This window comes from Pseudomonas sp. YL2 (genome assembly GCF_023063025.1).
Classification (GTDB): domain Bacteria; phylum Pseudomonadota; class Gammaproteobacteria; order Pseudomonadales; family Pseudomonadaceae; genus Aquipseudomonas; species Aquipseudomonas putida_A.
In genome coordinates, this window is the sequence record NZ_JAJSLU010000010.1 from 29,227 (window position 1) to 55,289 (window position 26,063).

General features: G+C 62.7%; 24 protein-coding genes and 1 pseudogene. 14 read left to right on the forward strand and 11 right to left on the reverse strand.

Annotated features, from left to right (window positions below):
• The first annotated feature begins 201 nt into the window (after positions 1 to 201).
• Positions 202 to 1,128 carry a 1-aminocyclopropane-1-carboxylate deaminase/D-cysteine desulfhydrase gene (locus tag LVD08_RS15490; protein WP_247268573.1) on the forward strand — a complete coding sequence of 309 codons (927 nt, stop codon included), beginning with the start codon at positions 202 to 204 and terminating at the stop codon, positions 1,126 to 1,128.
• Positions 1,129 to 1,289: 161 nt separating this feature from the next.
• Here LVD08_RS15490 and LVD08_RS15495 read toward each other — a convergent pair whose 3' ends face one another.
• The 3 genes from LVD08_RS15495 to LVD08_RS15505 form a co-directional block, all read right to left on the reverse strand.
• Positions 1,290 to 1,838, reverse strand: a complete 549-nt coding sequence (locus tag LVD08_RS15495; protein ID WP_247268574.1) for a cytochrome b — start codon at positions 1,836 to 1,838, stop codon at positions 1,290 to 1,292.
• A 192-nt stretch (positions 1,839 to 2,030) separates the two neighbouring features.
• A complete protein-coding gene (gene phnX / locus LVD08_RS15500) occupies positions 2,031 to 2,858 on the reverse strand; it encodes a phosphonoacetaldehyde hydrolase (protein WP_247268575.1) in 828 nt (275 codons plus the stop codon).
• 143 nt (positions 2,859 to 3,001) lie between these two features.
• Positions 3,002 to 4,111, reverse strand: a complete 1,110-nt coding sequence (locus LVD08_RS15505; RefSeq protein WP_247268576.1) for a 2-aminoethylphosphonate--pyruvate transaminase — start codon at positions 4,109 to 4,111, stop codon at positions 3,002 to 3,004.
• Positions 4,112 to 4,224: 113 nt separating this feature from the next.
• On the opposite strand from LVD08_RS15505, the gene LVD08_RS15510 reads away from it, so the two are divergent.
• On the forward strand, positions 4,225 to 5,085 hold the full coding sequence (locus tag LVD08_RS15510; protein WP_247268577.1) for a LysR substrate-binding domain-containing protein: 861 nt from the start codon (positions 4,225 to 4,227) through the stop codon (positions 5,083 to 5,085).
• Positions 5,086 to 5,207: 122 nt separating this feature from the next.
• Here the strand turns inward: LVD08_RS15510 and LVD08_RS15515 are convergent, their stop codons facing one another.
• Positions 5,208 to 6,080 (reverse strand): LysR family transcriptional regulator, encoded by an 873-nt coding sequence (locus LVD08_RS15515; RefSeq protein ID WP_096795687.1) that lies wholly within the window; start codon positions 6,078 to 6,080, stop codon positions 5,208 to 5,210.
• 270 nt (positions 6,081 to 6,350) lie between these two features.
• Between LVD08_RS15515 and LVD08_RS15520 the strand changes: the two genes are divergently transcribed.
• Both LVD08_RS15520 and LVD08_RS15525 read left to right on the forward strand, forming a co-directional pair.
• Positions 6,351 to 7,676 (forward strand): MFS transporter, encoded by a 1,326-nt coding sequence (locus LVD08_RS15520; protein ID WP_247268578.1) that lies wholly within the window; start codon positions 6,351 to 6,353, stop codon positions 7,674 to 7,676.
• Between the two features lie 71 nt (positions 7,677 to 7,747).
• A complete protein-coding gene (locus LVD08_RS15525; RefSeq protein WP_247268579.1) occupies positions 7,748 to 9,139 on the forward strand; it encodes an FAD-dependent oxidoreductase in 1,392 nt (463 codons plus the stop codon).
• Between the two features lie 542 nt (positions 9,140 to 9,681).
• Here the strand turns inward: LVD08_RS15525 and LVD08_RS15530 are convergent.
• Positions 9,682 to 11,067, reverse strand: a complete 1,386-nt coding sequence (locus tag LVD08_RS15530) for a type VI secretion system Vgr family protein (protein WP_247268580.1) — start codon at positions 11,065 to 11,067, stop codon at positions 9,682 to 9,684.
• 219 nt (positions 11,068 to 11,286) lie between these two features.
• Between LVD08_RS15530 and LVD08_RS15535 the strand changes: the two genes are divergently transcribed.
• Positions 11,287 to 11,991 carry a YebC/PmpR family DNA-binding transcriptional regulator gene (locus tag LVD08_RS15535; protein ID WP_027614601.1) on the forward strand — a complete coding sequence of 235 codons (705 nt, stop codon included), beginning with the start codon at positions 11,287 to 11,289 and terminating at the stop codon, positions 11,989 to 11,991.
• A 124-nt stretch (positions 11,992 to 12,115) separates the two neighbouring features.
• On the opposite strand, the gene LVD08_RS15540 is transcribed toward LVD08_RS15535, so the two are convergent.
• Together LVD08_RS15540 and zapE are read right to left on the reverse strand one after the other, a co-directional pair.
• On the reverse strand, positions 12,116 to 13,429 hold the full coding sequence (locus LVD08_RS15540; RefSeq protein WP_247268581.1) for a protein kinase: 1,314 nt from the start codon (positions 13,427 to 13,429) through the stop codon (positions 12,116 to 12,118).
• A gap of 213 nt (positions 13,430 to 13,642) precedes the next feature.
• On the reverse strand, positions 13,643 to 14,764 hold the full coding sequence (gene zapE / locus LVD08_RS15545; RefSeq protein ID WP_247268582.1) for a cell division protein ZapE: 1,122 nt from the start codon (positions 14,762 to 14,764) through the stop codon (positions 13,643 to 13,645).
• 287 nt (positions 14,765 to 15,051) lie between these two features.
• On the opposite strand from zapE, the gene LVD08_RS15550 reads away from it, so the two are divergent.
• From LVD08_RS15550 to LVD08_RS15580, 7 genes are all read left to right on the forward strand, one after another.
• A complete protein-coding gene (locus tag LVD08_RS15550) occupies positions 15,052 to 15,573 on the forward strand; it encodes a Csu type fimbrial protein (RefSeq protein WP_097088184.1) in 522 nt (173 codons plus the stop codon).
• A 104-nt stretch (positions 15,574 to 15,677) separates the two neighbouring features.
• On the forward strand, positions 15,678 to 16,211 hold the full coding sequence (locus tag LVD08_RS15555; protein ID WP_096795681.1) for a Csu type fimbrial protein: 534 nt from the start codon (positions 15,678 to 15,680) through the stop codon (positions 16,209 to 16,211).
• A gap of 20 nt (positions 16,212 to 16,231) precedes the next feature.
• Positions 16,232 to 16,768, forward strand: coding sequence for a Csu type fimbrial protein (locus LVD08_RS15560; protein WP_027614606.1), 537 nt, complete (start codon positions 16,232 to 16,234; stop codon positions 16,766 to 16,768).
• A gap of 4 nt (positions 16,769 to 16,772) precedes the next feature.
• A complete protein-coding gene (locus LVD08_RS15565; protein ID WP_095138831.1) occupies positions 16,773 to 17,273 on the forward strand; it encodes a Csu type fimbrial protein in 501 nt (166 codons plus the stop codon).
• A 34-nt stretch (positions 17,274 to 17,307) separates the two neighbouring features.
• Positions 17,308 to 18,096: a fimbrial biogenesis chaperone gene (locus LVD08_RS15570; RefSeq protein WP_247268583.1), complete on the forward strand. Its 789-nt coding sequence runs from the start codon at positions 17,308 to 17,310 to the stop codon at positions 18,094 to 18,096.
• 244 nt (positions 18,097 to 18,340) lie between these two features.
• Positions 18,341 to 20,698, forward strand: a complete 2,358-nt coding sequence (locus tag LVD08_RS15575; RefSeq protein WP_247268584.1) for a fimbria/pilus outer membrane usher protein — start codon at positions 18,341 to 18,343, stop codon at positions 20,696 to 20,698.
• The gene (locus tag LVD08_RS15580; RefSeq protein ID WP_096795677.1) at positions 20,695 to 21,666 is read left to right on the forward strand and encodes a Csu type fimbrial protein; all 972 of its coding nucleotides are present in this window, start codon (positions 20,695 to 20,697) and stop codon (positions 21,664 to 21,666) included. The genes LVD08_RS15575 and LVD08_RS15580 overlap by 4 nt, the downstream gene beginning before the upstream one ends.
• A 9-nt stretch (positions 21,667 to 21,675) precedes the next feature.
• Here LVD08_RS15580 and LVD08_RS15585 read toward each other — a convergent pair.
• The 3 genes and pseudogenes from LVD08_RS15585 to LVD08_RS15595 form a co-directional block, all read right to left on the reverse strand.
• Positions 21,676 to 21,771: pseudogene (locus LVD08_RS15585) on the reverse strand (metal ABC transporter ATP-binding protein); the annotation flags it as partial.
• Positions 21,772 to 21,790: 19 nt separating this feature from the next.
• Entirely contained in the window at positions 21,791 to 22,546 is a 756-nt protein-coding gene (locus LVD08_RS15590; RefSeq protein WP_247268585.1) for an anti-sigma factor family protein, read from the reverse strand.
• The gene (locus LVD08_RS15595) at positions 22,543 to 23,049 is read right to left on the reverse strand and encodes an RNA polymerase sigma factor (RefSeq protein ID WP_247268586.1); all 507 of its coding nucleotides are present in this window, start codon (positions 23,047 to 23,049) and stop codon (positions 22,543 to 22,545) included. The genes LVD08_RS15590 and LVD08_RS15595 overlap by 4 nt, the downstream gene beginning before the upstream one ends.
• A gap of 157 nt (positions 23,050 to 23,206) precedes the next feature.
• Here LVD08_RS15595 and LVD08_RS15600 point away from each other — a divergent pair, with 157 nt between their 5' ends.
• Together LVD08_RS15600 and LVD08_RS15605 are read left to right on the forward strand one after the other, a co-directional pair.
• Entirely contained in the window at positions 23,207 to 24,301 is a 1,095-nt protein-coding gene (locus tag LVD08_RS15600) for a catalase family peroxidase (protein WP_247268587.1), read from the forward strand.
• Complete coding sequence (locus tag LVD08_RS15605) at positions 24,298 to 24,843, forward strand: cytochrome b (protein WP_027614614.1); 546 nt, start codon at positions 24,298 to 24,300, stop codon at positions 24,841 to 24,843. The genes LVD08_RS15600 and LVD08_RS15605 overlap by 4 nt, the downstream gene beginning before the upstream one ends.
• Here LVD08_RS15605 and LVD08_RS15610 read toward each other — a convergent pair.
• Positions 24,840 to 26,039 (reverse strand): MFS transporter, encoded by a 1,200-nt coding sequence (locus LVD08_RS15610; RefSeq protein ID WP_247268588.1) that lies wholly within the window; start codon positions 26,037 to 26,039, stop codon positions 24,840 to 24,842. The genes LVD08_RS15605 and LVD08_RS15610 overlap by 4 nt on opposite strands.
• Between the last annotated feature and the right edge of the window lie 24 nt (positions 26,040 to 26,063).

The following is a 26,063-nucleotide window of genomic DNA, read 5'->3' on the forward strand; positions in this document are numbered from 1 at the left end:
GGGCTTGCTCGCGAAGGCGTCGTGTCAGTTGAACTATCCAATGACTGACAGACCGCATTCGCGAGCAAGCCCGCTCCCACAGTAGATTTGTGGTGTTCGCAGAATTTATGCATGCCGCGGATCCTGTAGGAGTGAGCCTGCTCGCGATGGCGTCCTGTGAGCGACTAGAATGCCGGCTCTGCCCAGAATGATCAGTCGCCCATGCTTCTTCCTCCCGCCAACTGGCTACCCCAAGCCCCCCTCGAATTGCTTCAACTCGACTGGCTCACCAACGCCGGAATCGAGGTCGCGATCCTGCGTCTGGACCGGATCGACCCGCTGATCAGCGGCAACAAATGGTTCAAGCTCGTCGAGCATCTCAAGGCCGCCGACCGCGCTGGCGCGCAGGGCGTCATCAGCCTCGGTGGTGCGCATTCCAATCATCTGCATGCGCTCGCGGCGGCGGGCAAGCGACTTGGCTTCGAAACGGTTGGCCTGTTGCGTGGCCATCCACAGCAAACGCCGACGGTCAGCGATCTGCAAGCGTTCGGCATGCAACTGCACTGGCTTGGTTACGGCGGCTATCGGGCGCGGCATGAGCCGGGGTTCTGGGAGCCGTGGCGGGCGCAGTATCCAGATTTTCATGCGGTGCCGGAGGGCGGTGGCGGATTGGCGGGCGCATTGGGCTGCAAGGTGTTGAAGGAGCAGGTGATCGCGCAACTGGGCAACCTGGGCTGGAGCAATTATCACGGCTGGTGGCTGGCCTGCGGCACCGGGACGACGCTGGCAGGGCTGGTGCTCGCAGAGGCCGGTGCGCATCCAGTGTATGGCGCACTGGCGGTGCCCGAGGATCATGGGGTGGCGCCGCAGGTGGCGGCGATTATGCAGGAGGCAGGTGTCGCTGCTGCCGACTACGAGCTGCTCGACGCCAGTCGCGGTGGCTTCGCCAAGGTTGACACGCAGCTACTTGCATTCATCGAGAGCATTGAACGCTGTAGCGGCGTTGCGCTGGAGCCGCTGTACACCGGCAAGGCGTTGCTGGCGCTCAAGGAGCGGATCGAGGCGGGCGGATTCGCGTCAGGTACACGGTTGATCTTCGTGCACACGGGTGGATTGCAAGGGCGACGAGGATTCGTTTCCTACAGTTGAACTTCTGTGGCGAGGGAGCTTGCTCCCGCTCGGCGGCGCAGCCGTCGTTGATCCAGCAAAAACGGTCTGCCTGTCAGACCACCGTTTCTGCATTCAGGTCTGCTGCGCAGCCCAGCGGGAGCAAGCTCCCTCGCCACAGGGGAATTTCACCGAAGCTATGTTCAACCGCGCTTGGGCATCATCCGCAGCAAGGTGTTATCGCCCACCACATAATGGTGATAAAGCCCCGCCAGCGCATGCAGGCCGATCAGCCAGTAGCCGATGTTGCCGATCAACACGTGCCAGTGCTCCACCTGTTTGGCGAACGCCTTGTCTTCATTAACCAGCAGCGGCAGGTCAAAACCGTAGAACATCACCTGATGCCCCTCGGCGCTGGTGATCAGCCAGCCGAGAATCGGCATGCTGATCATGAACAGGTACAACAGCCAGTGCATCACCCGCGCCAGTAGGGTTTGCCACTGCGGCGAGGCCGGGAAGATTTTCGGTGCCGGGCCGATGCTGCGTGCTACCAGACGAAACCACACCAGCACGAACACGGTCAGGCCGAGCATGTAATGCACTTCGCGGATCAGCGTGCGACCGCCACTGCCTTTGGGAAAAATCCCGCGCAACTCCATGCTGGCATACACCAGCACCAACAGGACCAGCATCAGCCAGTGCAGCAGCACGGACACGGTGCTGTAGCGGGATTCGGAACTTGTCCACGGCATACGGTGTTTTCCTCACAGATCAGGGTCGCCACGTGCCGTTCTTGCGCGACGGCATGCTTTAACTGTAATCCGCTTTGGCGGATTTGCCTGAGGCTGATCGGAGTTTCACTGCGCTGAGTCAGGGCTTTAGCCAAAAAAAACGCCAGTGTCGCGAAGACCCTGGCGTTTTTTGTTGTTTTGAGAAAGGCGTGATCAGCTCGATTGTGGCATTTCACCGTTGGCCAGATGCTTGTTGATGTCGGCAATCACTTCCGGCAGGTCGCTGATGGTGTCGATCATGTAATGCGGGCGCGAATCGGCGAACAGCGCGTGGATGCGTTTGCGTTCGCTGGCCAGTTCGTCGCTGCCCAGTGCCCGGTAGCCGGCGTAATCCAGGCCCAGCGCGTTGCCCGAGCAGATCAGCGCCACGGTCCACATCCCGGCGCGACGGCCTTCGAGGATGCCCGGCACGGTGTCGTCGATCTTCACGCAGGCCGCAACATCATCGATGCCCAACGCAATCACGTTGGCCAGAGCCTGGGCCGGCCAGGGGCGACCGTTCGGCACTTCGTCGGTAGCGACCACGTGGTCGGCAACGTAGCCGTTAGTGGCAGCGAGGGCCACGACCTTGTCCATCACCTGTTTCGGGTAGCCGGAGCAGGAACCGATCTTGATCCCTTGCTGACGCAGGTTGGCAATGGTTTCCAGCGCGCCGGGAATCAGCGCCGAGTGCTCGGCGATCTTCTCGATCTGTAGCGGCATGAAGCGGTTGTAGATCGCGGTCACGTCATCGTCGGTCGGGGTGCGGCCGAAAGCTTTGCGATAACGCTCGGCGACCTGCGGCTGATCGCACAGGGTGCGGATGTGGTCCCACTTGCCCATGCCCATCGGGCCACGGGCCTCTTCGATGGAGACCTGAACGTCGAATTCGGCGAAGGCTTCAACGAAGATCTGCGTCGGTGCGAACGAGCCGAAATCGACCACGGTGCCGGCCCAGTCGAGGATGGCGGCTTGCAGTTTGTTTGGGTTGGTGTAGTTCATGGCAGTCAATTCCTGAGTTGGCAATACGGTTCAAAACTGTGGGAGCGGGCTTGCTCGCGAATGCGGCGGCACATTCAACATTAATGGCGGCTGACACTCCGCCTTCGCGAGCAAGCCCGCTCCCACCGGGGATTAGGGGCGGTTCAGATATCGAGGGCTTCCATCTCCCGCAGCACTTCCCCCCCTGCTGCCCCCGCCTGGCGCATCTGGTCCGGGGTGACGTGGCCGATGCAGCCGACGCGGAAGGTTTCGACCTGGGTCAGTTTGCCGGGGTAGAGGATGTAACCCTTGGCCTTGACCCGTTCGTAGAAGTCCTTGAACTGGTAACGCGGGTCTTGCGGGGCATGGAAGGTGGCGATGATCGGGGCCTGGATCGCCGCCGGCAGGAAGCTGCGCAGGCCGAGCTTGCCCATCTCTTCCATCAGCGCCTGACAGTTGGCGGCGTAGCGCGCATGGCGAGCAGGCAGGCCACCTTCTTCGTTGTATTGCAGCAACGCTTCGTGCAGCGCGGCGACCACGTGGGTCGGCGGGGTGAAGCGCCACTGGCCGGTCTTCTGCATATACGTGTGCTGGTCATACAGGTCCATCGCCAGCGAGTGTGAATTGCCGGCCGCTGCAGCCAGTGATTCCTTGCGCGCGAAGACAAAACCCATCCCCGGCACGCCTTCCAGGCACTTGCCGGAAGCGGCGATCAGCGCATCGAACGGCACTTTTTGCGCGTCCACCGGCAGTGCGCCGAACGAGCTCATGGCATCGATGATCAGGCGTTTGCCGTGTTGCGCGACGACCTCGGCGATTTCCGGCAACGGGTTGAGGATGCCGGTGCTGGTTTCGCAGTGGATCAGCGCGACATGGGTGATGTCGCCATCGGCGCGCAGCAGGCGGTCGACGTCGGCAGCGGTGGTCGGTTCGTCTTCGGCGGTTTCGAAGGTGCTGAACGAGCGCCCGAGCACTTCGCAGATCTTCGCCAGACGCTTGCCGTAGGCACCGTTGATCAGCACCAGCACCTTGCCGTCACGCGGCACCAGTGTGCCGATGGCGGCTTCGACAGCGAAAGTGCCGCTGCCCTGCAATGGCACGCAGTGGTGAGTGGCGGCGCCGTTGAGGATTGCCAGCAATTGCTCGCAGAGGCTGGCGGTCAGTTGATTGAAGCGGTCATCCCATGACCCCCAGTCGATCATCATTGCCTGGCGGGTGCGGGCCGAGGTGGTCAACGGGCCGGGAGTGAGCAGGATGGGTGCGGCAGTACTCATTCGTGTGTCCTCGCGATAGCGCTGTGGGATGAAGCTACGGGGCATACGTTGCAATTCGGCGGTCTATCAATCAAATTGTTTGTTGTTATGCCAGCCATCAGTGAGGGTTATCCATGAATCTGTTCCAGCTGCGCGCCTTCGACGCCGTGGCCCGGGAAGGCAGCTTTACCCGCGCCGCCGCGCGCCTGTTCATCAGTCAGCCGGCGGTCACCGGACACATCAAGGCGCTGGAGGAGCACTACCAGATCACCTTGCTGCGTCGCACCGCACGCCGGGTGGAACTGACCGAGGAGGGCACCAAACTGGCGGCGATCACCCGCGCCATGTTCGGTCTGGCCGAAGAAGCGCAGACCCTGCTCGAAGCCAACCGCCAATTGCTCACCGGGCGTCTCGAAGTGGCGGCGGACGGCCCGCACATGGTCATGCCGATGCTTGCCAGCTTGCGTGCGCGCTATCCGGGGATCACGGTGAATTTGCGTCTGGGCAATGCGCAGGAAACCCTCGCCGCGCTGTTGTCCGAGCATGCCGACGTGGCGGTGCTGACCGAGGTCGAACCGCGCAAGGGCTTGCATCTGCAAGCGTTGAGCGAATCGCGGATCTGCGCGCTGGTGCCGGCGGCGCATGCGTGGGCGCAGCGTGCCGGCGAAGTGAAGCTCAAGGAGCTGGATCAGGTGATCATGGTGTTGCGCGAGCCGAGTTCGATCACCCGGCGCACCTTTGATCAGGCGTGTGCGCAGGCGGCGGTCATTCCGCGAGTGTTGCTGGAACTGGACAGCCGTGAGGCGGTGACCGAAGCAGTGGCGGCGGAGCTGGGGGTGGGTGTGGTGTCTTCGGTGGAGGTCAGCCATGACCCGCGGGTGGTGGCGATTCCGATTGTCGGCGACGGGCTGGTCAATCGGCACATGATTGGCTGCATGGAGCGGCGGCGGGAGTTGCGCCTGATTCAGGCGTTCTTCGGTCTGGCGCCGGCCTGATACACCGTGGTGCTCCAATCGCGAGCAGGCTCACTCCTACAAGTGTTGTGGGGAGCACATAATGTTTGACCGACATAGATCCTCTGTAGGAGCGAGCCTGCTCGCGAAGGGGCCAGACCGGTTTACCCAAGACTCTCGCGCACCATATCGAGAAATGTCGCCACCACCCGCCGCGAACTCTGCTCGCGCAAGCACACCAGCGTCTCGGTCAACCGCCGGGTGCAATCGGTGATCGGCAACGCACACACCCGCGAATCCGCGCCAAACTCCGCCGCCGACACCACCCCCACACCGATCCCCACCACCACCGCCTCGCGCGCGGCTTCCCGGCCCTCGACCTGAATCGCCGGACGAATGCGAAAACCGGCGCGGGCCATTTCTTCTTCCAGAGTCTGGCGGGTCACCGAGCCGTGTTCGCGCAGCACCAGTGGCGTGTCGTCGAGATCGGCCAGACAGATCGACTCGCGCTCGGCCCACGGGTGATGGCGCGAGACGAACGCCACCATCGGGTCGTTGCGTAGCGGCACGCACAGCAGACGTTCATCAGTGACATCGCGCCCGAGCAGCGCCAGATCGGCCTGATAGTTGAACAGGCGAAACAGCGATTCATCGGTGTTACCGGTCTCGATCTTCACGCTGATCCCCGGATACCGCTCGCAGAACCGCGCGATCTGCGGCAGCACGTGTATCGGTGCGTCCACTGCGAGAATCAGGCTGCCAGTCTGCAACGCCTGGGATTCCTGCAGCAGTTCCTGGGCTTCAGCCTCGATCACAAACAGCCGCTGAGTAATCGCCAGCAGCCGCTCACCGAGATCGGTCAGGCGCACCGAACGCTTGTTGCGATGGAACAGCAACACACCAAAGCGCTCTTCGAGTTTGCGCACCTGGTCGGAAATTGCCGGTTGCGTGAGAAAAAGCCGTTCGGCGGCTTTGGTGAAGCTTCCATGGACGGCCACGGCGTGGAAGGCTTTGAGCTGGGCGTGGGACACCGACATGCAGCCTCCAATAACAAGCTGAGCTTATGTGTGAAATACGATAAATCGATTTTATTTATTAAACAGTAATTGCTTTGATCCGCTCACGCCAGCGCTGACTGTCCGCTCGGACAGCAGCGTTGGCGATGAGCCTGTGCGTGCAACAACAGGACTCATCTGACCGCTATCGCCATCAGGGATGGGGCGCTGGCGCAGTGCTCAACAATAAAAAACACAGGCGTTTACTTAACGATTCTGCCGGCACACTCACACCCTGAGGTCAGAACCACAATGAACAAGCACATCGGCACCATTGCGCGTTGGCGCATGCAGATTTTCGCTGTCACCTGGCTCGCGTACGCCGCTTTCTATTTCACCCGCAAAGCGTTTTCGGTGGCCAAACTGGGCATCGCCGAAGACCCGACCTTCATGCTCGACAAGATGGCCATGGCCAACCTCGATGCGATCTATCTGGCGGCCTACGCCATCGGCCAATTCACCTGGGGCATGCTCGCCGACCGCTTTGGCCCGAGGGTCGTGGTGCTTGGCGGGCTGCTGATTTCCGCTGGCGCGGCATTGGTGATGGGTAGCTTTGCCACCTTGCCGATCTTCGCCACTTGCATGCTGATCCAGGGGCTGGCGCAGTCCACCGGCTGGTCGGGATTGTGTAAAAACCTTGGGAGTTTCTTCCCGGCGCAGCAGCGTGGGCGGGTGCTCGGATTGTGGAGCTCCTGCTATGCGTTTGGCGGTCTGGTGGCCTCGCCGTTCGCCGGCTGGTGGGCGTATACGCTGATGGGCACCTGGCACGCGGCGTTCATTTCCAGCGCGGCAGTGGTCGCGGTGGTGGCGCTGTTGTTCTTTATTTTTCAGCGCAACAAACCGGAAGACGTCGGTTTGCCAGCGGTTGAACCGGAGCCGGAACTCAGTGCCGCAGAAACCGAAGCCAACAGCAAGCTCAGCGTCTGGGAGCCGTTGAAGGAAATCCTGCGCAATCGCACGGTGCTGGTGCTGGGCCTGGCGTATTTCATGTTGAAACCGGCGCGTTACGCGATTCTGTTGTGGGGCCCGGTGATCGTCTTTGAGCAGATGCCAAGTGTCGGCAAGGTCGGCGCGGCGATCATTCCCACCTCGTTCGAACTGGCCGGTCTGCTCGGGCCGATCATGATCGGTCTGGCCTCGGACAAACTGTTCGGCGCCCGGCGCATGCCGGCCTGCGTCCTCAGCCTGCTGGCGCTGACCGTGACCCTGGCGCTGTTCATGGGAGCCTTGCACACCGGCAGCGTGATGCTGGTGGTGGCGCTGCTGTTTGTCATGGGCCTGACCCTGTACGGGCCGGATTCGATGATCAGCGGCGCGGCCGCCATTGACTTCGGCAAGGCCAAGGCCGGTGCCACGGCAGCCGGTTTCGTCAACGGCTGCGGCTCGGTCGGCGCGGTGCTCGGCGGATTGCTGCCGGGTTACTTCGATTCGGTGACGGTGTTCATCGTCTTCGCCGGCTGCGCATTGTTCTCGGCGCTGGTGCTGATTCCGCACTGGAACAGCCGCCCGGTCGGGGTGATGGAACCGCGCGCGTCCATTCCCAATTGCCCACTGACCATCAAACCCCTGCGTAACTGAAAACCCTTGCCCTGCGGCCTGCTGCGGCGCTCGCGGCAGGCTGTGTCGTGGCCATCTGACTGGAGAATCCCATGCGACCGTTTTTGCTCGAACAGGCCTTGCAGGCCGATCCATCCGCGACGTGCTCGTCGCTGCAAGGCGAAGTGCGCACCGACGTGTGCATCGTCGGCGGCGGCTACACCGGGTTGTGGACGGCGATCATGCTCAAGCAGCAGAACCCGGAACTCGATGTGCTGCTGATCGAAGCCGACATCTGCGGCGCCGGTGCCAGTGGCCGCAACGGCGGTTGCGCGTTGTCGTGGTCGGCCAAGTATTTCACCCTCGAGCGCCTGTTCGGTGTCGAGGAGGCAGTGCGTCTGGTCAAGGAATCCGAGCGCAGCATCCACGCCATTGGCGAGTTCTGCGAACAGTACGGCGTCGATGCCGATTATCGCCTCGACGGCACGCTGTACACCGCCACCAACAAGGCGCAGGTCGGTTCGACCGACGCCGTGATCGCGGCGCTTGAGCGCAACGGCATCAACTCGTTCACGCAGCGCCCGGTGGCCGATGTGCAGCACATGGCCGGTTCCAGCAAGCATCTGGAAGGCTGGTTCTCGCCGGCGGCGGCCAGTGTGCAGCCGGGCAAACTGGTGCGCGGCTTGCGCCGGGTGGCGTTGCAATTGGGCGTGAAGATCCACGAGAACACGGCGATGACCGGCCTGGAGGAGGGCCGTCCGGCGCGCATTCACACCGCTGGCGGTAGCGTGATTGCAGACCGCGTGGTGCTGGCGATGAACGCGTGGATGGCCCGGGCGTTCCCGCAGTTCGAACGCAGCGTGGCGATTGTCTCCAGCGACATGCTGATCACCGAGCCGCGCCCGGATCTGCTGCAGGAAATCGGTTTGACCAGTGGCGTTACTGTGCTCGACTCGCGGATTTTCGTGCACTACTACCACAACACGCCGGACGGCCGGATCATGCTTGGCAAGGGTGGCAACACGTTCGCGTTTGGCGGGCGGATGCTGCCGGTGTTCGATCAGCCATCGCCCTATGCGGATTTGCTCAAGCGCAGTCTCGGCGACTTCTTCCCGGCGTTTGCCGATGTAAAGATCGACGCAACGTGGAATGGGCCGTCGGATCGATCGGTCACCGGGTTGCCGTTTTTCGGGCAGATGAGTGCCAGTGGCAATGTGTTTTATGGCTTTGGTTATTCCGGCAGTGGCGTCGGGCCGTGTCACATGGGCGGGCAGATTCTTGCCTCGTTGGTGCAGGGGCTCGATAACCCTTGGACCCGTTCGCCGTTGGTGAACGGGCCGCTGGGGTATTTTCCGCCGGAGCCGATTCGGTATCTGGGGTCGTTGATGGTGCGTAATGCGATTCGGCGCAAGGAGCGGGCTGAGGATCATGGGCGGCGGCCGCGGCATCTGGATGTGCGGTTGGCGAAGTTTGCGGCGGCGGCGGGGAAGGCTGACAAGGGGTGATTGGGGGCTGGCGAGCGCTGCGTTCTTTTGGGTTACCGAGTACATATCCGTTTCTGCGGTAACGGCTTCTTATGGTTTCGCTCTTACAGCGACTCACTTTTCCAGACGCCGAAAAGTAAGCAAAAGGCTTGGCCCCGGCGTACGGCCCTCGCCTAGGCTCGGGTTCCTTCGTTACGGGATTCATCCGGGGGGCATCGCCTCCGGTTTGCTTCGCTGCACCTCCTCTCGATGTGTTCGACTTCGTCGAACGGTCGCTGCGCTCCCACCCCCGGATAAACCCCTTCACTCAGCCTGCCGATGGGGCCGGCACGGCAAGATCAAGAGCTGCAGCCGAGCTAACGCTCATCCTGTTGAGTGGTGAAAAGCATGCGCTTGGCTTTAGCTCCCTGTGGGAGCTGGCCTGCCAGCGAAGGCGGTCTACGAGCCGACCCACCTCCAACAGCCCGCACCCAATCCATCTGTAGGAGTGAGCCTGCTCGCGATAGCGACCTCACAACCACCCAGTTTCTTCCAGGTGTTCTCAATGCCAATGTCTGCGGCGCTTACGGATCGGCACCGTGCAGCAGCCAATCGAGCAACAGGCTACTGTCGCGCGGTGGTGGTGTTTCACTCGGTGGCGCGGGACGCGTGTTGGCGAGGCACAGAATCGGTCGATCCGGGTCGCTGTCGAGGAAGCTGACCCACACCTCACTGCCGGCGCGGGGCAACTGGTGGGTGGCGAGCCGGCCGGCGCCGGTCAGTGCGATTGGCAGCCACAGGCATGCAGACTCAGTTGTCTGCGCCGGCCAGAGGTTGACGCCGATGCGCCCGCGATCATCCAGTTGCGCGGGCTGGCCGGGCGATCCCAGCACTTTTGCCAGATGGTAGCCGCCGATGTTCGGGCGCGGCTGTGCCAACGGCGGGCGAAAATCGCTTGACCAGGGCAGGGCAGTGAAGTCGTTTCGATAGCGATGCACATCAGTGGTCGGGTCGAGGATCGAGGGGTGCTGGCCCTGGTGGTGCAGTTCGGTGATCAGCCATTGTTCATTGAAGGTATTGATCGGATGCTCGCTGATCTGTAACAGATGCCCGCTGCGCAACGCGCTGCAATCGCAGGTGCCCCGGATCGAGCGCGACTGACAGCGCTGGCGCTGCAGATGGCGACGGCTGCGTTGTTCGGCGTGACGCTGTTCGCCGGACAGGTTCTGCGGTGCGAGTGCGGGCACGGGATGGTTGGCCGCGTCGGTGGTGATGGCCTCCTGCCCGCGGTTGCGAATGCCGTGCGCGGCCATCAAGGGTGGCGCGTCATGGCGCTGAAACAGCGTGCTGACACGCGGTGACGGCGTGTCGTCGGTGATGCCAAACGGTACCGGCAATGGTTCCTGCGGCAGACTGAGGTTGTCATCGGCAAATATCAACACATGCCCGTTCGGGTGATGCTCGAAGTGATAGTGGATGCCTTCCTCCTCACACAGCCGTTGCACGAAGGCCAGGTCACTTTCTTCGTACTGGATGCAAAAGGGCCGCGGCGGGTATTGGCCGACGCTCATTTCGATCCGGTAACTGTCCGCCGGCAACTCATGCTCGCCGAGCAATTGCGCGAGGATCGTCGGCACGCTCGTTTGCACGAAGACCCGGCGCCGGGGCGGCTGGTCCAGACTCATCAGCAGCGGGACGAGGATCAGCCGGTAGCCGATGCGGTGGCTGGCGCGATGCTCGCAACTGACGCTGTGGATCAGACCGTGGATCCCGTGATCGGCGCCCAGGCGCAGGAACGCCGGTTGGCGCAGCAGACTGCCTGGGGGCAACGCCGGTGCCAGACCGATCATTTCAATCTCGAAGCGAAACGGCTGATTGAGTGCTTCCTTGCCACTGAAACGCAAGACCGGCAGGCACAGCGGGCCGTCGGTCAGGGTCAGGGTGAACGGGCTTTCCTTATCATTGAGCATTCGTACGGGCTCTGTGGGCAATACGGACGGCAGAGGGTACGAAAACGCGAGCACGAATGGTCATGGCTGGTGGGCTTTTCAGAATCGCCCTACAAGTCGTGGTGACGATGTCGATTCAACAATGATTTTTTTGGTCGATTGCCGACTTTAGGCCGTATAAACTTGGCGCCACGCGTCGGCCAATAGATGTCTCGGCGCCACAGATCAAGAGAGTGAGTAATGGGCGCACAGTGGAAGGTTAAACACAAAGAAGCGGCAGCCAACGCCAAGGGCAAGATCTTCGGCAAACTGGTGAAAGAAATCACCATCGCTGCCCGCAACGGTGCCGATACCGCCACCAACGCACACCTGCGTCTGGTGGTCGAGCAGGCCAAGAAAGCCTCGATGCCCAAGGAAACCCTGGACCGCGCCATCAAGAAAGGCGCCGGCCTGCTGGGCGAAACCGTGCAGTACCACCGCGTGACGTACGAAGGTTTCGCACCGCATCAGGTTCCGTTGATCGTCGAGTGCGTCACCGACAACATCAACCGCACCGTCGCGGAAATTCGCGTGGCGTTCCGCAAGGGTCAACTGGGCGCTTCCGGTTCGGTGGCCTGGGACTTCAACCACGTCGGCATGATCGAAGCTTCGCCGGACACCCCGGACGCCGACCCGGAAATGGCCGCGATCGAGGCCGGTGCCCAGGACTTCGAGCCGGGCGAAGAGGGCGCGACCCTGTTCCTGACCGATCCGACCGACCTCGACGCCGTGCAGAAAGCCCTGCCTGAGCAAGGCTTCACGGTGCTGTCGGCCAAACTCGGCTACCAGCCGAAGAACCCGGTCAGCGGCCTGAGCGCCGAGCAGATGGCTGAAGTTGAAGCGTTCCTCGAAGGCCTCGACAACCACGACGACGTGCAGGACATGTTTGTCGGTCTGGCGGGCTGATTTGCTGCAAAGATAAACTGTGGCGAGGGAGCTTGCTCCCGCTCGGCTGCGCGGCAGTCGTTGTTTTTGGGACGGCTTTGCCGTCCAGCGGGAGCAAGCTCCCTCGCCACAGGATTTGCGTCAGTTAAAGCGTTTCCAGGACCTCGATCACTTCGCTGAACCCCGGCCGCGCCAGCACGTCCGGCTGACAGCAACGCTGTTCCAGCGCCTCCAGCACCTCGCGTTGTTCATCGCTCAACCCCGAGTCGACGCGCGCCAGCAATTCCCCGAGCAGAACCCCGAACGCCCGCACTTCGATGCGTTGCAGTGCCCGGGTTTCCAGGTTGTCGGTGGTGGCATGGAACGACGCCGCGCCGAAATCCCCGAGCAAGCAATCGCCCTGATCGTTCAACAGAATGTTGTGGCCGTAGAGGTCGCCGTGGGTGATGCCCTGTTGATGCAAGTGCTCGGCCGCCGAAGCGATGCCCTTGGCAATGTTCAGCGCCACTTCGGCACTGAAGCGGCAGTCCTCGGCATACACATCCCGCGAGCAGCTCGCCAGGCTCGGCAATGCCGCCAGGTTGCGAAAGCTTGGGTCGATCAGTTGCATCACCAGCCCCTGTTGGCCATCAGGATGCCCGTGAATACGGCCTTCCACGCGGATCAGGTTCGGGTGCAGGCCGGCGGTGATGCAGGCGTTCATCTCGTGCAGCGGCGAACCGTCGCTGGTCATTTCACCTTTATAGAGCTTCACCGCGACCGGCACCTGCGAGCCGTCGGCGCGCTGCCACTGCGCCCGGGAAATCACCCCCGAGGCGCCTTCGCCCAGGCGCTGTTCCAGACGCAGCGCCGACCAGTCGATCAGCGGCGTGGCTTCCAGCGCGGCGGCATCGGCTTCGGTTTCCAGCGGATTGCCGGCATACGCCAGCCAGGTCAGGCTCGGCAGGGTCAGCAGCCACTGCGGCAGTTCACGCATCTGGTTGGCGGCGATGCGGATCAGCTCCAGGCGATGGCACTGGCTCATTGAGGCGGGCAGCGCTTGCAGGCGATTGCCGGCCAGCAACAGTTTTTGCAGATACGGGCGCTCACCCAGTTCGGTGGGCAGGCTTTCGATGCAGTTGTCGGTCAGGATCAACCAGCGCAGCAGCGGCGGCAATGCTGGGCCCGGCACGTGGCTGATGCGGTTGGCCTTGAAGCCGATCATCGTCAGCGCCGCGCATTTTCCGACGCATTCCGGCACCTCGGTGAAGCGGTTGTCCGAGCAAAACAGAATGCGCATCCTGGTCAGGCGGTGCAGGTCGTCGGGCAAGCTGCTCAAGGCGTTGCCGCTGAGGTTGAGCACCTCCAGCGTATCGGCCAGCTCGAAAATCTCCCGGGGGAACTCGGTCAGGCCGCAAGACAGATCCAGCCGGGTAATGCCCGACAACTCGCCGGCGCGCAATTGAGCAAGGGTGTGCATGGGGATGTTCACTATCAAAGGAAAGAAGCGCCGGGCGCTCGGAATGGGCGACATGATAACGGCAAAGCCGGGATTTGCATTGATCTGAACTGGAGGCCCCTTTAATTCCTGTGGGAGCGAGCCTGCTCGCGAAGGCGGAGTGTCAGTTGGCGAAATATTGGCTGACAGGACGCTTTCGCGAGCAGGCTCGCTCCCACAAGGGACTTGAGTGGATCAGTGGGTTTCCTGCAACTGCCCCAGGCGACTGCGGGTGCGCGCCAGATCGATGGCATTCCCGCCAAGGGCCTCGCGCAGTGGCAAGCGGCTGAGCAGGGTCAGGTGCTTGTCCTGGTCGTAGAGCACGTCGATCAGGTTGATGAAGCGCTGTTGTGCGGCGATCGAGCACTCACCGAGTTCCGGCAGGTCGTCGATGATCCACTGGTCGAAACGCCGACACAGCTCCAGATAATCCATCACCGCTGTCGGTTGCTCGCACACGTCGCTGAAGGCGAAAGCGACCCGGCTGCCATCGCACAGGCGCGCCTGAACGTGTCGGCTGCCCACCGGCAACGCAATGGCCGGGGCACCTTCGGGCGGCAGGTTCAGCGCCTGGCGCTGGGTTGCGGTGGCTGGCCACACATAGTGGCCCTGCGTGAAAACCTGATGCGCATGGTTGCTCGCCTGGCTGCGGTAATCGTGCGGGCCGCCGACCTCCATCACTTGCATTCGGGCGTTGATCAATTCGATCACCGGTTTGAAGCGCGCGTGATAGAGCGGGTTGGGCAGCAAGCCTTCCGGCGGATAGTTGGAGGTCACCAGCAGCAGAATTCCGCGCTGAAACAAGGCCTTGAACAGCCGAGTGATGAGCATCGCATCGCCGATGTCATGCACATGAAATTCGTCGAAACACAGTACCCGGCAATCATCTAACAGCTCGTCGAGGGTGACGCCGAGAGCGTCGTCCTGTTCGCGATGGTGGAACATGCCCTGATGCAGCCGGGCGAAGAATTCATGGAAATGCACGCGCTGTTTCTGCGCGGTCGGCAGTGCCTGGAAGAAACCGTCGAGCAGCCAGCTCTTGCCGCGTCCGACCGCGCCATGCAGGTACAGGCTCGGCGGCGTTTGCGGCTTGGCGCCGAATAACAGGCTGGCCTGCTGCGCCATGCAGTCGATCACCCGCTGCTGGCTGTGGCTGAGGGTGTAGCCCTGACCGTGAGCCTTGTGCCGGAAATATTCGCGGATCGACTGGGCATTCGCGTCATGCCCGGCATTCGCGGGCCGGCCCTTGGCGAACCAGCGGCGCAGCGCCGACCAGCGTAGGGTCAGTGGCGATCGTTTGGGCGATCGAGAGGGCACAGTGCAGTCACTCCGTAGTCATCAGGCCGACGCCCGGGAGCGCGGCGCCGTAGTGTAACCAGAGGCGGCGCCCGGCTTCCATCACGGCTTGTCGACTGTGGGCGATCACTGAACAAATTTGTGCGGGACGTACAGCTATTTTCAGCGATGTAATTCGCCGTGTTGCCAAACTTTCGAAACATATCCCGGCAGATCCATGGATCCAATCGACTGGCGGATTCGTCGTCCGTTGCTACCCTGAAACACAGTAACGTCATCCAGGATGTTCCCTCACAAGGAATGGGACAGTGATTGTACGTGTGGTGATGGGCCTGCTCGGGGTGCTTGGGGCCTCGGTGCATGCGGCGGATCTTCAGGTCGAAGTCCGCGTTGACGTGCAGCGTGGCTGCCAGTTGATCGGCCAGCAGCGCGAGGCGGGTATCGAACAATTGGGCGTGCTGGATTTCGGCAGTATTGCGCGTCTCGACGACCCGGCCGGGCCACTGGGTGCGGCGCTGACCAACCAACGGTTGCCACGTCTGGAATGCAACCCTGACACGCCGTATCAACTGCGGGTCGACGGTGGCCTGCATGGTGGCGTTGGCGAGGTTCGCTACATGGCGGGGGCGGCGGGGAGCCAGCCGATTCCTTACCGGCTGTATCAGGACGCGGCGCGCCGGGTGCCGCTGGTGGTGAACGTGCCGGTCAGCGGCCGGGTGCCGGACACCGGCACGGTGGAGCTGCCGCTGTATGCGCGGATCGAGCGTCTGGCGCAGGTGCCGCAGGTCAGCCGCTATTCGGATCTGGTGAAAGTCACCGTGACCTGGTGAGTGCAGGATTTCAGGCAATCCGCTGGAGGCGGATTGCGCAGGGAAGGGGCGTTCAATGCTGAACGCAAGGTACGCAGGCATCCTGAAGGAGTAGGACGGACGCTATGACAGGCAAGCACTGGATGGTTATCGCCACGGGTACGTTGCTGTTGCTCGCTGACGACGCACAGGCGGCGATCAGTGGGCAGATCAATGCGCGGCTGATCCTGATCGCCGGGTGCGAAGTCACCAACAGCGCCACCCCGGCGATCCCGGTGAGCAATCTGGGCACCCTCGATTTCGGTCAGCAGGGGCCGACCTGGAACGCGCCGATCAAGGCCAGTCTCGACGGCGACAGCAGCGGCAAGCTGAACGTCGCCTGCAATCCCTCGGTCACCGGTTTCACCGTCACCATCGACGGCGGCAGCCACGGCGACGGCACCACCCGCCGCCTGAGCAACGGGCGCCAGACCCTGCCTTATCAACTCTTTCTGGATGCCTCCGGTAGCCAGCGCTACAGCATTGGTCAACAACACAATTTCGCTGTCACCAGCGGTGCGCAGATACCGATTCCGGTGTTTGGCACGGTGGTGGCGAATACCCGCGCGGTTCCGGCAGGTGTCTACACCGACACGCTGACGGTGACGCTCGACTGGTAACCCCGTAGAGGACGGACACCATGCGCAAGTTTGCATCAAGGATAGGTTTGTCGTTGCTCGGCCTGACGCTGGTTTCCAGTGCCCACGCCGCCACCACGGTCACCGGCCAGATCACCGCCAGCCTGACCCTGATCAGCAGCTGTCAGGTCAACGGTGCCGGCGGTTCCACCGGGCTGAACTTTGGTGCGCTGAACTTCGGCACCGCCAACAGCCTGTTCACCACCGCGAGCGGGCAGGTTCTGGGCGGTGGCGGCGGGGCGCTGTCGATTCTCTGCTCCAGCGGCACGACCCCGGTGGTCAAGGTGCGTGCCGGTGCTCACGATGGGCAGTCGCCGGGCGGCGCTCGCGCGCTGTACGACGGTGTCGCCAACTACGTGCCGTACGACTTCTACACCGATGCCGGGCATTCGCAACTGCTGCCGATCGACGGCACGATCAACCTGGCGACCAGCACTGGCGTGGCGCAGACGGTGAATATCTACGGTCAGGCGGTGGGCAAGGCCGGACTGCCGGCGGGGACGTACACCGACACCGTCGCTGTTGAACTGACGTTCTGATGCCATGCGCCGCCAAGGCTGTGCCGCGCTGCTCCTGCTCTGTGCGGGCAGTGTGCCGCTGCCGCTGGGGGCGGCGACCAGCCAGAGCTTTCAGGTCAGCGCGACCATCACGCCGGGGTGTCTGGTAGTCGGCGGGGTGTCGAATTACGGCGGACTGAATTTCGGTTCGAGTTCGGCCCTCGCGACCGGCACGGTGCAAGTGGCATTGACCGGCGGCGTGCAGTTGCAATGCACGCCGGGGGTGGCACTGAACATGACGGTCGATGGCGGCCAGTACAACAGCAGCGGTCGCCACATGCAGATCAACAGCGGCAGTGCGCGGGTGGCGTATGCGCTGTTTCGCGATGCGGCTTACAGCCAGAGCCTGGGCATCGGCCAGAGCGTGGCGGTGGCCTATAGCGATGCGAACAACATCAGCCTGCCGATTTACGGTCAGGTGCAATTGCCGGGCAATCAGCCCGGGGGCACGTACAGCGACGTGTTGCAGGTGCAGCTGTCGTGGTAAAGCGACATTTGAATGGCCGACAAGGAGCAGATTCATGGGGGCAGTTACGTCTGGGCATTCGTTGTTGCAGGGCGCGTTGCTGGCGCTGGTCATGCTCGGGGCCGGCCATGCGCAGGCCGCCAGTTCGGTGCTGATCTGGCCGATCGATCCGGTGCTGGAGGCCGATCAACAGGCCAGTGCGCTATGGCTGGAAAACCGTGGCACGGAAACCGCCAACCTGCAGATCCGCGTGTTCGGCTGGAGCCAGAGCGGCTTTGCAGAGCAGTACCAGAACCAGCGCGACGTGATCGGCAGCCCGCCAGTGGCGAAGATCGAGCCGGGGCAAAAACAACTGGTGCGCCTGACCCGAACCAAGGATGTGCCGCCGGGGCAGGAACTGGCCTACCGGATCATCATCGACGAAATCCCTTCTGCCCAGCCGCCGGCTGCCGAGGGCGGCAAAACCGCAGCCGCGATCCGCTTTCAGATGCGCTATTCGGTGCCCTTGTTTGCCTACGGCGCGGGGCTGTGGAGCAAGGAAGACAGCACCCGCCCGCGTGATCCCAAGGGTATCGGTGTGCCGCAACTGAGCTGGCGCACGGTGGCGGTGGACGGTCGACCGTATATCGAAGTGCGCAATCAGGGCGCGGTGCATGCGCGGCTGACCGACGTGGTGATCAAACAGGGTGGACAGAGCAAGCCATTAGCCGAGGGGTTGCTGGGTTATGTGCTGCCGGGCGCGGTGATGCGCTGGCCGGCACCTAGGGCGTTGGCAAGTGAGTCGGCGTTGCAAGTGCGAGTCAATGGCGGGGCGCAGGTGCAGAGCATTGCGCCGGGACGCTGAAAAGGGAGCCATGCCGAGTGGACTTTTGTGGCGAGGGAGCTTGCTCCCGCTGGGTTGCGATGCAGCCCCAAGCCATGTCAGGCAGTTCGCTTAAACAGTTCTGACGACGGCTGTGCCGCCGAGCGGGAGCAAGCTCCCTCGCCACAATGAATGCATCGTATCGTCAAAATTCCAGAGAAAGATAACTGGCTTTGGCAAGAGTGGCATCAGGAGGATCGAGTCCATTGACGGACGTAAAGCGTGTATGAGCCCGGGATGGGCTCGTCGTATTCAGCGTCCGTTGTGGCTCATGACTGGCGCGTGGTGCCTGATGTTCGTGCAACCATCCGAGGCCGGCGAACTGCCGCCACCGCCCAGCGGCATGGAGGCCGTGAGTGATGCACAGTTGTTTCTGGAGTTGGTGGTCAATCAGATGAACACCGGGCGGGTGGTGGCGGTGCAGCAACGTGACGGGCATCTGTTTTTGCCGGCCAGCGTATTGGCTGAAACCGGGATGAAACTGCCGGGCAATCCTGGTGCTGAAGTTGATCTCGACGGTCTGCCTGGACTGCACAGCGAATACGACAGTGTCGGCCAGCGCCTGCTGCTGGTGGTGCCACCGCAGTGGCTGCCGGATCAGTTCATCGGTAATCGCGAGAACTATCCGCGTACCCCGGCGCTGAGCAGTTTCGGCGCGTTGTTCAACTATGACCTGTACCTCAACGACACCGACGATGCCGGCACTTATCTGGCGGCGTGGAACGAGGTGCGGCTGTTCGATAGCTGGGGCACGTTGTCCAACACCGGGCAGTACCGGCGCACCTTGTCCGGCGATTCGGTCAGCACACTGGACAACGGCTACCTGCGCTACGACACCACCTGGCGTTACTCCGACGACGAGCGAATGCTCACTTACGAGGGCGGGGACGTGATCAGTGGCGCCTTGCCGTGGAGCAACTCGGTGCGTCTGGGCGGTGTGCAGTTCTCGCGAGACTTTGCCGTGCGTCCGGATCTGGTCACCTATCCGTTGCCGCAGTTCGCCGGTGAAACCGCGGTGCCGTCGTCGGTGGATCTGTTCATCAACGGCTACAAGTCGAGCAGCACCGACCTGCAACCGGGTCCGTATACCCTGACCAACATTCCCTTCATCAACGGCGCCGGTGAGGCCGTGGTGGTGACCACCGATGCGCTGGGGAGGCAGGTGTCGACCACGGTGCCGTTCTATGTCACCAGCAGTCTGCTGCAAAAAGGCCTGAGTGATTTCTCGATGGCGGCCGGGACGTTGCGCCGCGATTACGGTTTGAAGGACTTCAGCTATGGCCCTGGCGTGACCTCCGGCAGCCTGCGCTACGGTGTCAGCGACAGCTTCACCCTGGAAAGCCGCGCCGAAGCGGCTGACTCGCTGACCCTCGGCGGGATCGGCGGCAATTGGCGTCTGGGCAATTTCGGCGTACTCAACAGCGCCATCAGTCAGAGCCGATTCGACGGCGACGGCGGCGAGCAGTTGAGTCTCGGTTATCAGTACAGCAGCCAGCGCTACAGTTTTTCCTGGCAGCGCCTGCAACGCCGCGATCAGTACGCCGACCTCAGCGTGATCGACAGCCCTTATATCAGCCTCAGCCGGCGCAGCGAGCAGGCGACCCTGAGCGTCAACCTAGAGCGCTGGGGCAGCCTCGGTGCCGGTTATTTCGATGTGCGCGCGGCGGACGATTCGCGCACGCGTCTGCTCAACCTGAGCTGGAGCAAACCGCTGTGGCGCAACAGCAGCTTCTATCTGTCGGCCAACCGCGAGATCGGCAACAGCCACTGGGCGGTGCAAGCGCAACTGGTGATCCCGTTCGATCTGCGCGGTAGCCTGGCGATCAGTAGCGAGCGCAGCAAGACCGGGCAGAGTCAGCAGCGGGTCAATTACAGCCGCTCGGTACCGACCGAGGGCGGGGTGGGTTTCAATCTGGGTTACGCCAAGGGTGATGGTCCCGATTATCGTCAGGCCGACGTGACCTGGCGTCTGCAATCTGTGCAGTTGCAGGCCGGGGTCTACGGCACGTCCGAGGCCGAGACCCGTTGGGCCGATGCCAGTGGCTCGCTGGTATGGATGGACCGCCAGGTGTTCGCCGCCAATCGCATCGACGACGCGTTTGTGGTGGTCAGCACCGAAGGTTTCGCCGACATTCCGGTGCGCTACGAAAACCAGCAGGTCGGTCAAACCGATAAAAACGGCCACTTGCTGGTGCCGTGGAGCAGCGCGTACTACCGCGGCAAATACGAAATCGATCCGCTGAATCTGCCGGCCAACGTGCGCAGCCCCAACGTCGAACAGCGCATCGCCGTACGCCGTGGCAGCGGTTATTTGCTGGAGTTTCCACTGACCCGGGTGATCGCTGCGAGTATTGTGCTGGTGGATGCGCAGCAGCGTGAATTGCCATTGGGCGCGGGCGTGCTGCACGAGCAGAGTGGCGCGCGCACGGTGGTCGGTTGGGACGGCTTGGTCTATCTGGAAAACCTCCAGGCGCAGAACTCGTTGCAGGTGACGCTGGCCGACGGCAAGACCTGCAAGGCGCAATTCGCCGTGGACATGCAGCAAAGCCAGGTGCCGCTGATCGGCCCGTTGGTGTGCCAATGAACGCGGCGCGGATTTGCCTGTGTCTGGCGTTGCTGCTGCCGGGGATGGCGCAGGCCTTGTGTTCGGTGGTCAGCACCACGCCGGCGGCGTTCGGTTCGATCAGTTCGATTGCCGTGCGCACCACGACGCAGCCCAGTTCCACGCTCAATGCCGGGTTGAGTTGTACCGGTTCGCTGTTGTCATTGCTGACCAGCAACGACCATTTCTACGCCACCATCACCTCGACCCAGAGTGGTTTGCTCGGGCCGACCGGCGACGTCATCGGCTACACGATCTACGCCAACAACAGCACCAGCTACCCGGTCACCCGTGGCAGCGCCTTCGACTTCGCCCGTAACGGCATTATCGATGCCTTGGGATTGCTCAACGGCACCACCCCGAAAACCGTGCCGCTGTATCTGGGCACGACCATTGGCAGTAACGTCGCCGCCGGGGTTTATACGGAAACCCTGAGCATTTTCTGGAACTGGAATTACTGCTCCGGGATCGGTATCGGCAGTGTTTGTCTGGGGCGCGACATCAATAGCGGTACCGCGACGTTGACGGTGAACCTGACTGTGTCCAACGACTGCACGATTACTGCGCCGAACATTGCCTTTGGCAGTGCACCGGTGATCAGCGCCTTTACCCCGGTGACCGGGCAGACCATCAATCTGGCCTGTACCAAGGGCAGTGCCTACACGGTCGGTTTGAGCGACGGACAGAACCCGGTCAGTGTCGGCGGTCGGCGGCGGATGATTTCCGGAAGTAATTATCTGGCCTACGACATCTTCAAAAGCGCCGGGACTACTCGTTGGGGCAGTGTCGGCAGTGCGCGCCGGTCGAGCACCGATGCCGAGGTGAATCCGGGGAATGGGCTGGGCACCGGAAGTCAGATCTTCAACTACAACGCGAAGATCTACACCGATCAGACCACACCGCCGGCGGGGACGTACCTGGACAATGTGGTGCTCGATGTAGGGTTCTGACTCATACGATGACCCCTGTGGGAGCGGGCTTGCTCGCGAATGCGGTGTGTCATTCAGCAATGATGGTGACTGATCTACCGCTTTCGCGAGCAAGCCCGCTCCCACAAGGGGGAATTGCGCAGTTTCACAATGGCAGTGACTGCCTCAATTGCTGCACCGCCGGCGAATCCGTCGGGCTGACCATCGCATAGTTGTACCCGCCACCGGACCAGTAATCGGCCTGCAGATCGCCGTCGCTGCGGCTACCGCGAGGCAGGAAGGTGTTCTTCGGCCCCGGTGGCCGCACATAGAAACTGACCTTGTGGCCGCTGCGATCCTCATACACCACCATCGCCGCCGGGCCTTCATCGGTGCTGAGCAGGCGGCCACTGACCGGTTCGAAACCGGCGGATTTCAGATCCGGCAAGCGACTGGCCTGGGTGAAATAGCGGTCGAGCCAATGCTGCATGTCGCCGTCACTGGCAACCTTGTAGTCCGCCGGCAGAATTCCTTGCTGGGCAATCAATCGATAGGCTTGCAAGGCATCGGTCATGGGTAGCGTGGAAGAGCGCACGAGGGTCATTTCCCGCGCCTGCCAGCCACTGAAACCGCCGATGCCGACCGCGATCAGCAACACCGCCGCGCCGGCCAGGTGACGACGCGACTGACGCTTGAGGCGCTGGCGAATCAGCGTCGGATCGAGTTCCGGATTGGCCGGTTGCTGCAAGGCACCCCCCAGGGCTGCGCGCAACAACTGGGCGTCGTGCTGCCAGGCGCGCACCTGCGCGGCGGCTTCCGGGTGAGTGGTCAGCCAGGTGTCGACCAGACGCCGGTCGGCCTCGTTGAGTTGGTGATCGACGTACGCGTGCAGGTCGCGCTCGCTGGGGGGCATGCTGATCATTTGAGTATCCGCAAAGAAGGGCTGCTGATTTCGCCGTCGCTGAGTTGGCGCAAGGCCTGGCGGGCGCGGGACAGGCGCGACATCACCGTGCCTGTGGGGACGTCGAGGATGTCCGCGACTTCCTTGTAGCTCAGGCCTTCGACCGAGACCATCAGCAACAGTGCGCGTTGCTCGGTGGGCAGGCGATCGAAGGCTTGCAGAGTCGATTGGGCGATCACGGTGCGCTCGACCGAGGGTTCGGCGTCGTCGCGCCCGGTGAAGAATTCGAGCATCCGCGCATAACGACGGGAGCGTCGGTGGGCGTCGAGAAACTGCCGATAGAGGATCGCGAACAGCCACGCGCGCACATCACCCTCGGCGCGTTTCGCGCTCCAGCCGGACAGGGCCCGCTCGAGGCTGGCCTGCACCAGATCGTCGGCGCTGCTGCTGTTGCGGGTCAATGACACGGCAAAGCGGCGCAATCTGGGAATGATTTCTCTCAACTGTTCGTCGAATTCGCTCATGAATTTCTGCTAGTCACTACGCTGTGGACTAGGGAGACGTCTGCCGTTCGAGGTTATTCCACGTTCGGAAAAATAAATACCGGGCCATGGAATAAATCCCGCTGGGGCGCGTCTTGCTGATTCTTCCTACTTGTGGCCGATGGCCCTGGAGTTATTCATGGTTGATCGCACTTCACCGCCGGGCAGGCCGTCGCGCCCGCCCTTGAGTGCCGCGAGCACTGTGTTGCGCCTGACGGCGATTGCCGTGGTGGTTGCCGCAGTGGCCGGGGCGTTTGCCTACGTGCACGGTAACCTTGACCCACAACGTCTGACGCCCAAGGCGCTGGTCGATGTGCTGGAGAAAAACAACGGCGTGCATCCCGGGTTCCGCCGCAACCACGCCAAGGGCGTGTGCGTGATCGGGCATTTCGAGAGCAGTGGCGAGGCGCGAGCGTTCTCTTCCGCGCAGGTGTTCAACGAGGCGCAGACCCCGGTGGTCGGACGCTTCGCATTGCCGGCGGGGAATCCCTATGCCCCGGACAGCAGCGTGCCGATCCGCAGTCTGGCGCTGCGTTTCACCCAGGCCAACGGGCAGCAATGGCGCACCGGGATGAACAGCATGCCGGTGTTCCCGGTCGGCACTCCCGAGGCGTTCTATCAGTTGCAGCAGGCACAATCGCCGGATCCGGCCACAGGTAAACCGGATCCGTCGAAAGTGCCGGCGTTCTTCGCCGCGCACCCGGAAGCCGTGCCGTTTCTGACGTGGGTGAAGACCGCCAAACCGTCGGCCAGCTATGCCACTGAAACCTACAACAGCGTCAATGCGTTCTATCTGGTCAACGCCAGTGGGCAGAAGCAGGCGGTGCGCTGGAGTGTCACGCCACTGGCGCGCGATGCCGCCGGAGCCTTGGCGCCGGAGGGGGCGGATTTTCTCGAGAAGGATCTGGTGCAGCGTCTGGCCGAAGGGCCGTTGCGCTGGCAGCTGAATATCACCCTGGCCAACCCCGGTGATCCGGTGAACGATGCCAGTAAAACCTGGCCCGAGGGCCGCAAGGTGATCAACGCCGGCACGCTGGTGCTGGAGAAGACCCAGCCGCAGCTCAGCGGCGAATGCCGCGACATCAACTACGATCCGCTGGTGTTGCCGGCCGGTATCGAAGGTTCCGACGACCCGCTGCTCGCCGCGCGTTCCGCCGGTTACGCCGATTCTTATCTGCGGCGAACCAGTGAAGTCAGCCAATTGCCCGCCGCCAGACAGGAGGCTCGCCCATGAGCACGCAACCGACTCATTTCGCGCTGTTGGCGCGGCTGCTGCACTGGCTGATGGCGCTGATGATCATCGCCATGTTGTTCATTGGCGCCGGCATGGTCACTTCGGTTTCACAGCGGCATGAATGGCTGATTCATCTGCACAAACCGCTGGGGATTGCGATTCTGCTGCTGGTGGTCGTGCGTCTGTTGGTGCGGTTTTCCACTCGACAGCCGCCGCTGCCGGCGGATCTGCCGGGCTGGCAGGTGATGGCGGCCAAGGCTTCGCATGTGTTGTTGTACGCGTTGATGCTGGTGCTGCCGCTGCTCGGTTGGGCGATGATCAGTGCCTCGGGGGAGCCGGTGATGCTCAGCAATACCTTGCAGTTGCCGTCGATCCTGCCGGCCGATGCGCAAGTGTTTGCCCTGCTGCGCAAGGCGCATGGCTATCTGGCGTACCTGTTGTTCCTGACTGTGCTGTTGCACCTGGCAGCGGCGCTGTTCCATGGTTGGGTGCGCCGCGACGAGGTGCTCGACAGCATGTTGCGCGGTCGCGATCGCGATTAACCCGCTTGTGTGGCGCACCGCTGCGGTGCGCCACTTTTCACGGTCAGCCACCAATAACCCAGCGCCACTGCATTGATAGCGGCGCCAAGCAGACACACGCCGGTCCAGCCGGCCCAGGCGTACATCGCCGTCGAGGTAATCGAACCCAATGCACTGCCGATCGAATAGAACAGCATGTAGCCGGCGGTGAGGCGGCTTTGCGCTTCAGGGCGCACGCTGTAGATCATGCTCTGGCTGGTGACGTGCACGGCCTGCAAGCCCAGATCGAGGGTGATCACGCCGAGCAACAGCGCCCACAGCGAGGACTGGGTGAGGGCGATCGGCAGCCACGAGGCGAGCATCAGCAGCAGCGACAGGCCACTGACCCATTGGCCCAGGCCGCGATCTGCCAGATGCCCGGCGCGCGCGGCGGCGAGTGCACCGGCGGCGCCGGCCAGCCCGAACAGGCCGATTTCACTGTGCGACAGCGACAGTGGCGGGGCAGCCAGCGGCAGCACCATCGGCGTCCACAGCACCATGGCGCTGGCGAAGGTCAGCAACGCGAGGATTGCCCGTTGGCGCAGCACCGCCTCTTGCCGGAACAGACTGAACACCGAAGCGATCAGCGCGCCGTAACCGCTCGCCGGCTGTGCGGCTTCATCCTTGGGCAATGCGCGCAACAGCAGCAGCGCCATCAGCAGCGTCAGCCCCGCCGACAGCAGATAGATCGCCCGCCAACCGGCCAGATCAGCCATGACCCCGGCAATGGTGCGGGCGAGCAGAATGCCGACGACGATGCCGCTGGTGACGACGCCGACCACCCGGCCGCGTTGCGCCGGGATCGCTAGGGTCGCGGCGTAGGCCACCAGCACTTGCGTCACCACCGCGAGCAAACCGGTCAGGGTCATGCCGAGCAGCAACCATACGCTGCTGGGTGCCAGCGCGATCATCAACAGCGCGGCGGCCGAGAGCAGGGTCTGGGTGACGATCAGTCGCCGTCGGTTGAGCAGGTCGCCGAGTGGCACCAGCAATACCAGGCCAATGCCGTAGCCGATCTGCGTCAGGGTAATGACGATGCCGATGGTTGCCGGTGACATGGCGAAGGCATCGGCCATGGCGTCCAGCAGCGGCTGCGCGTAATACACGTTGCCCACCGCCAGTCCGCAGGCGACGGCAAACAGCAGCACCACGCTGCTTTTGAGAGGTTGAGGTTGCATGCCCTGATTCCTTTTTGGGTTTCA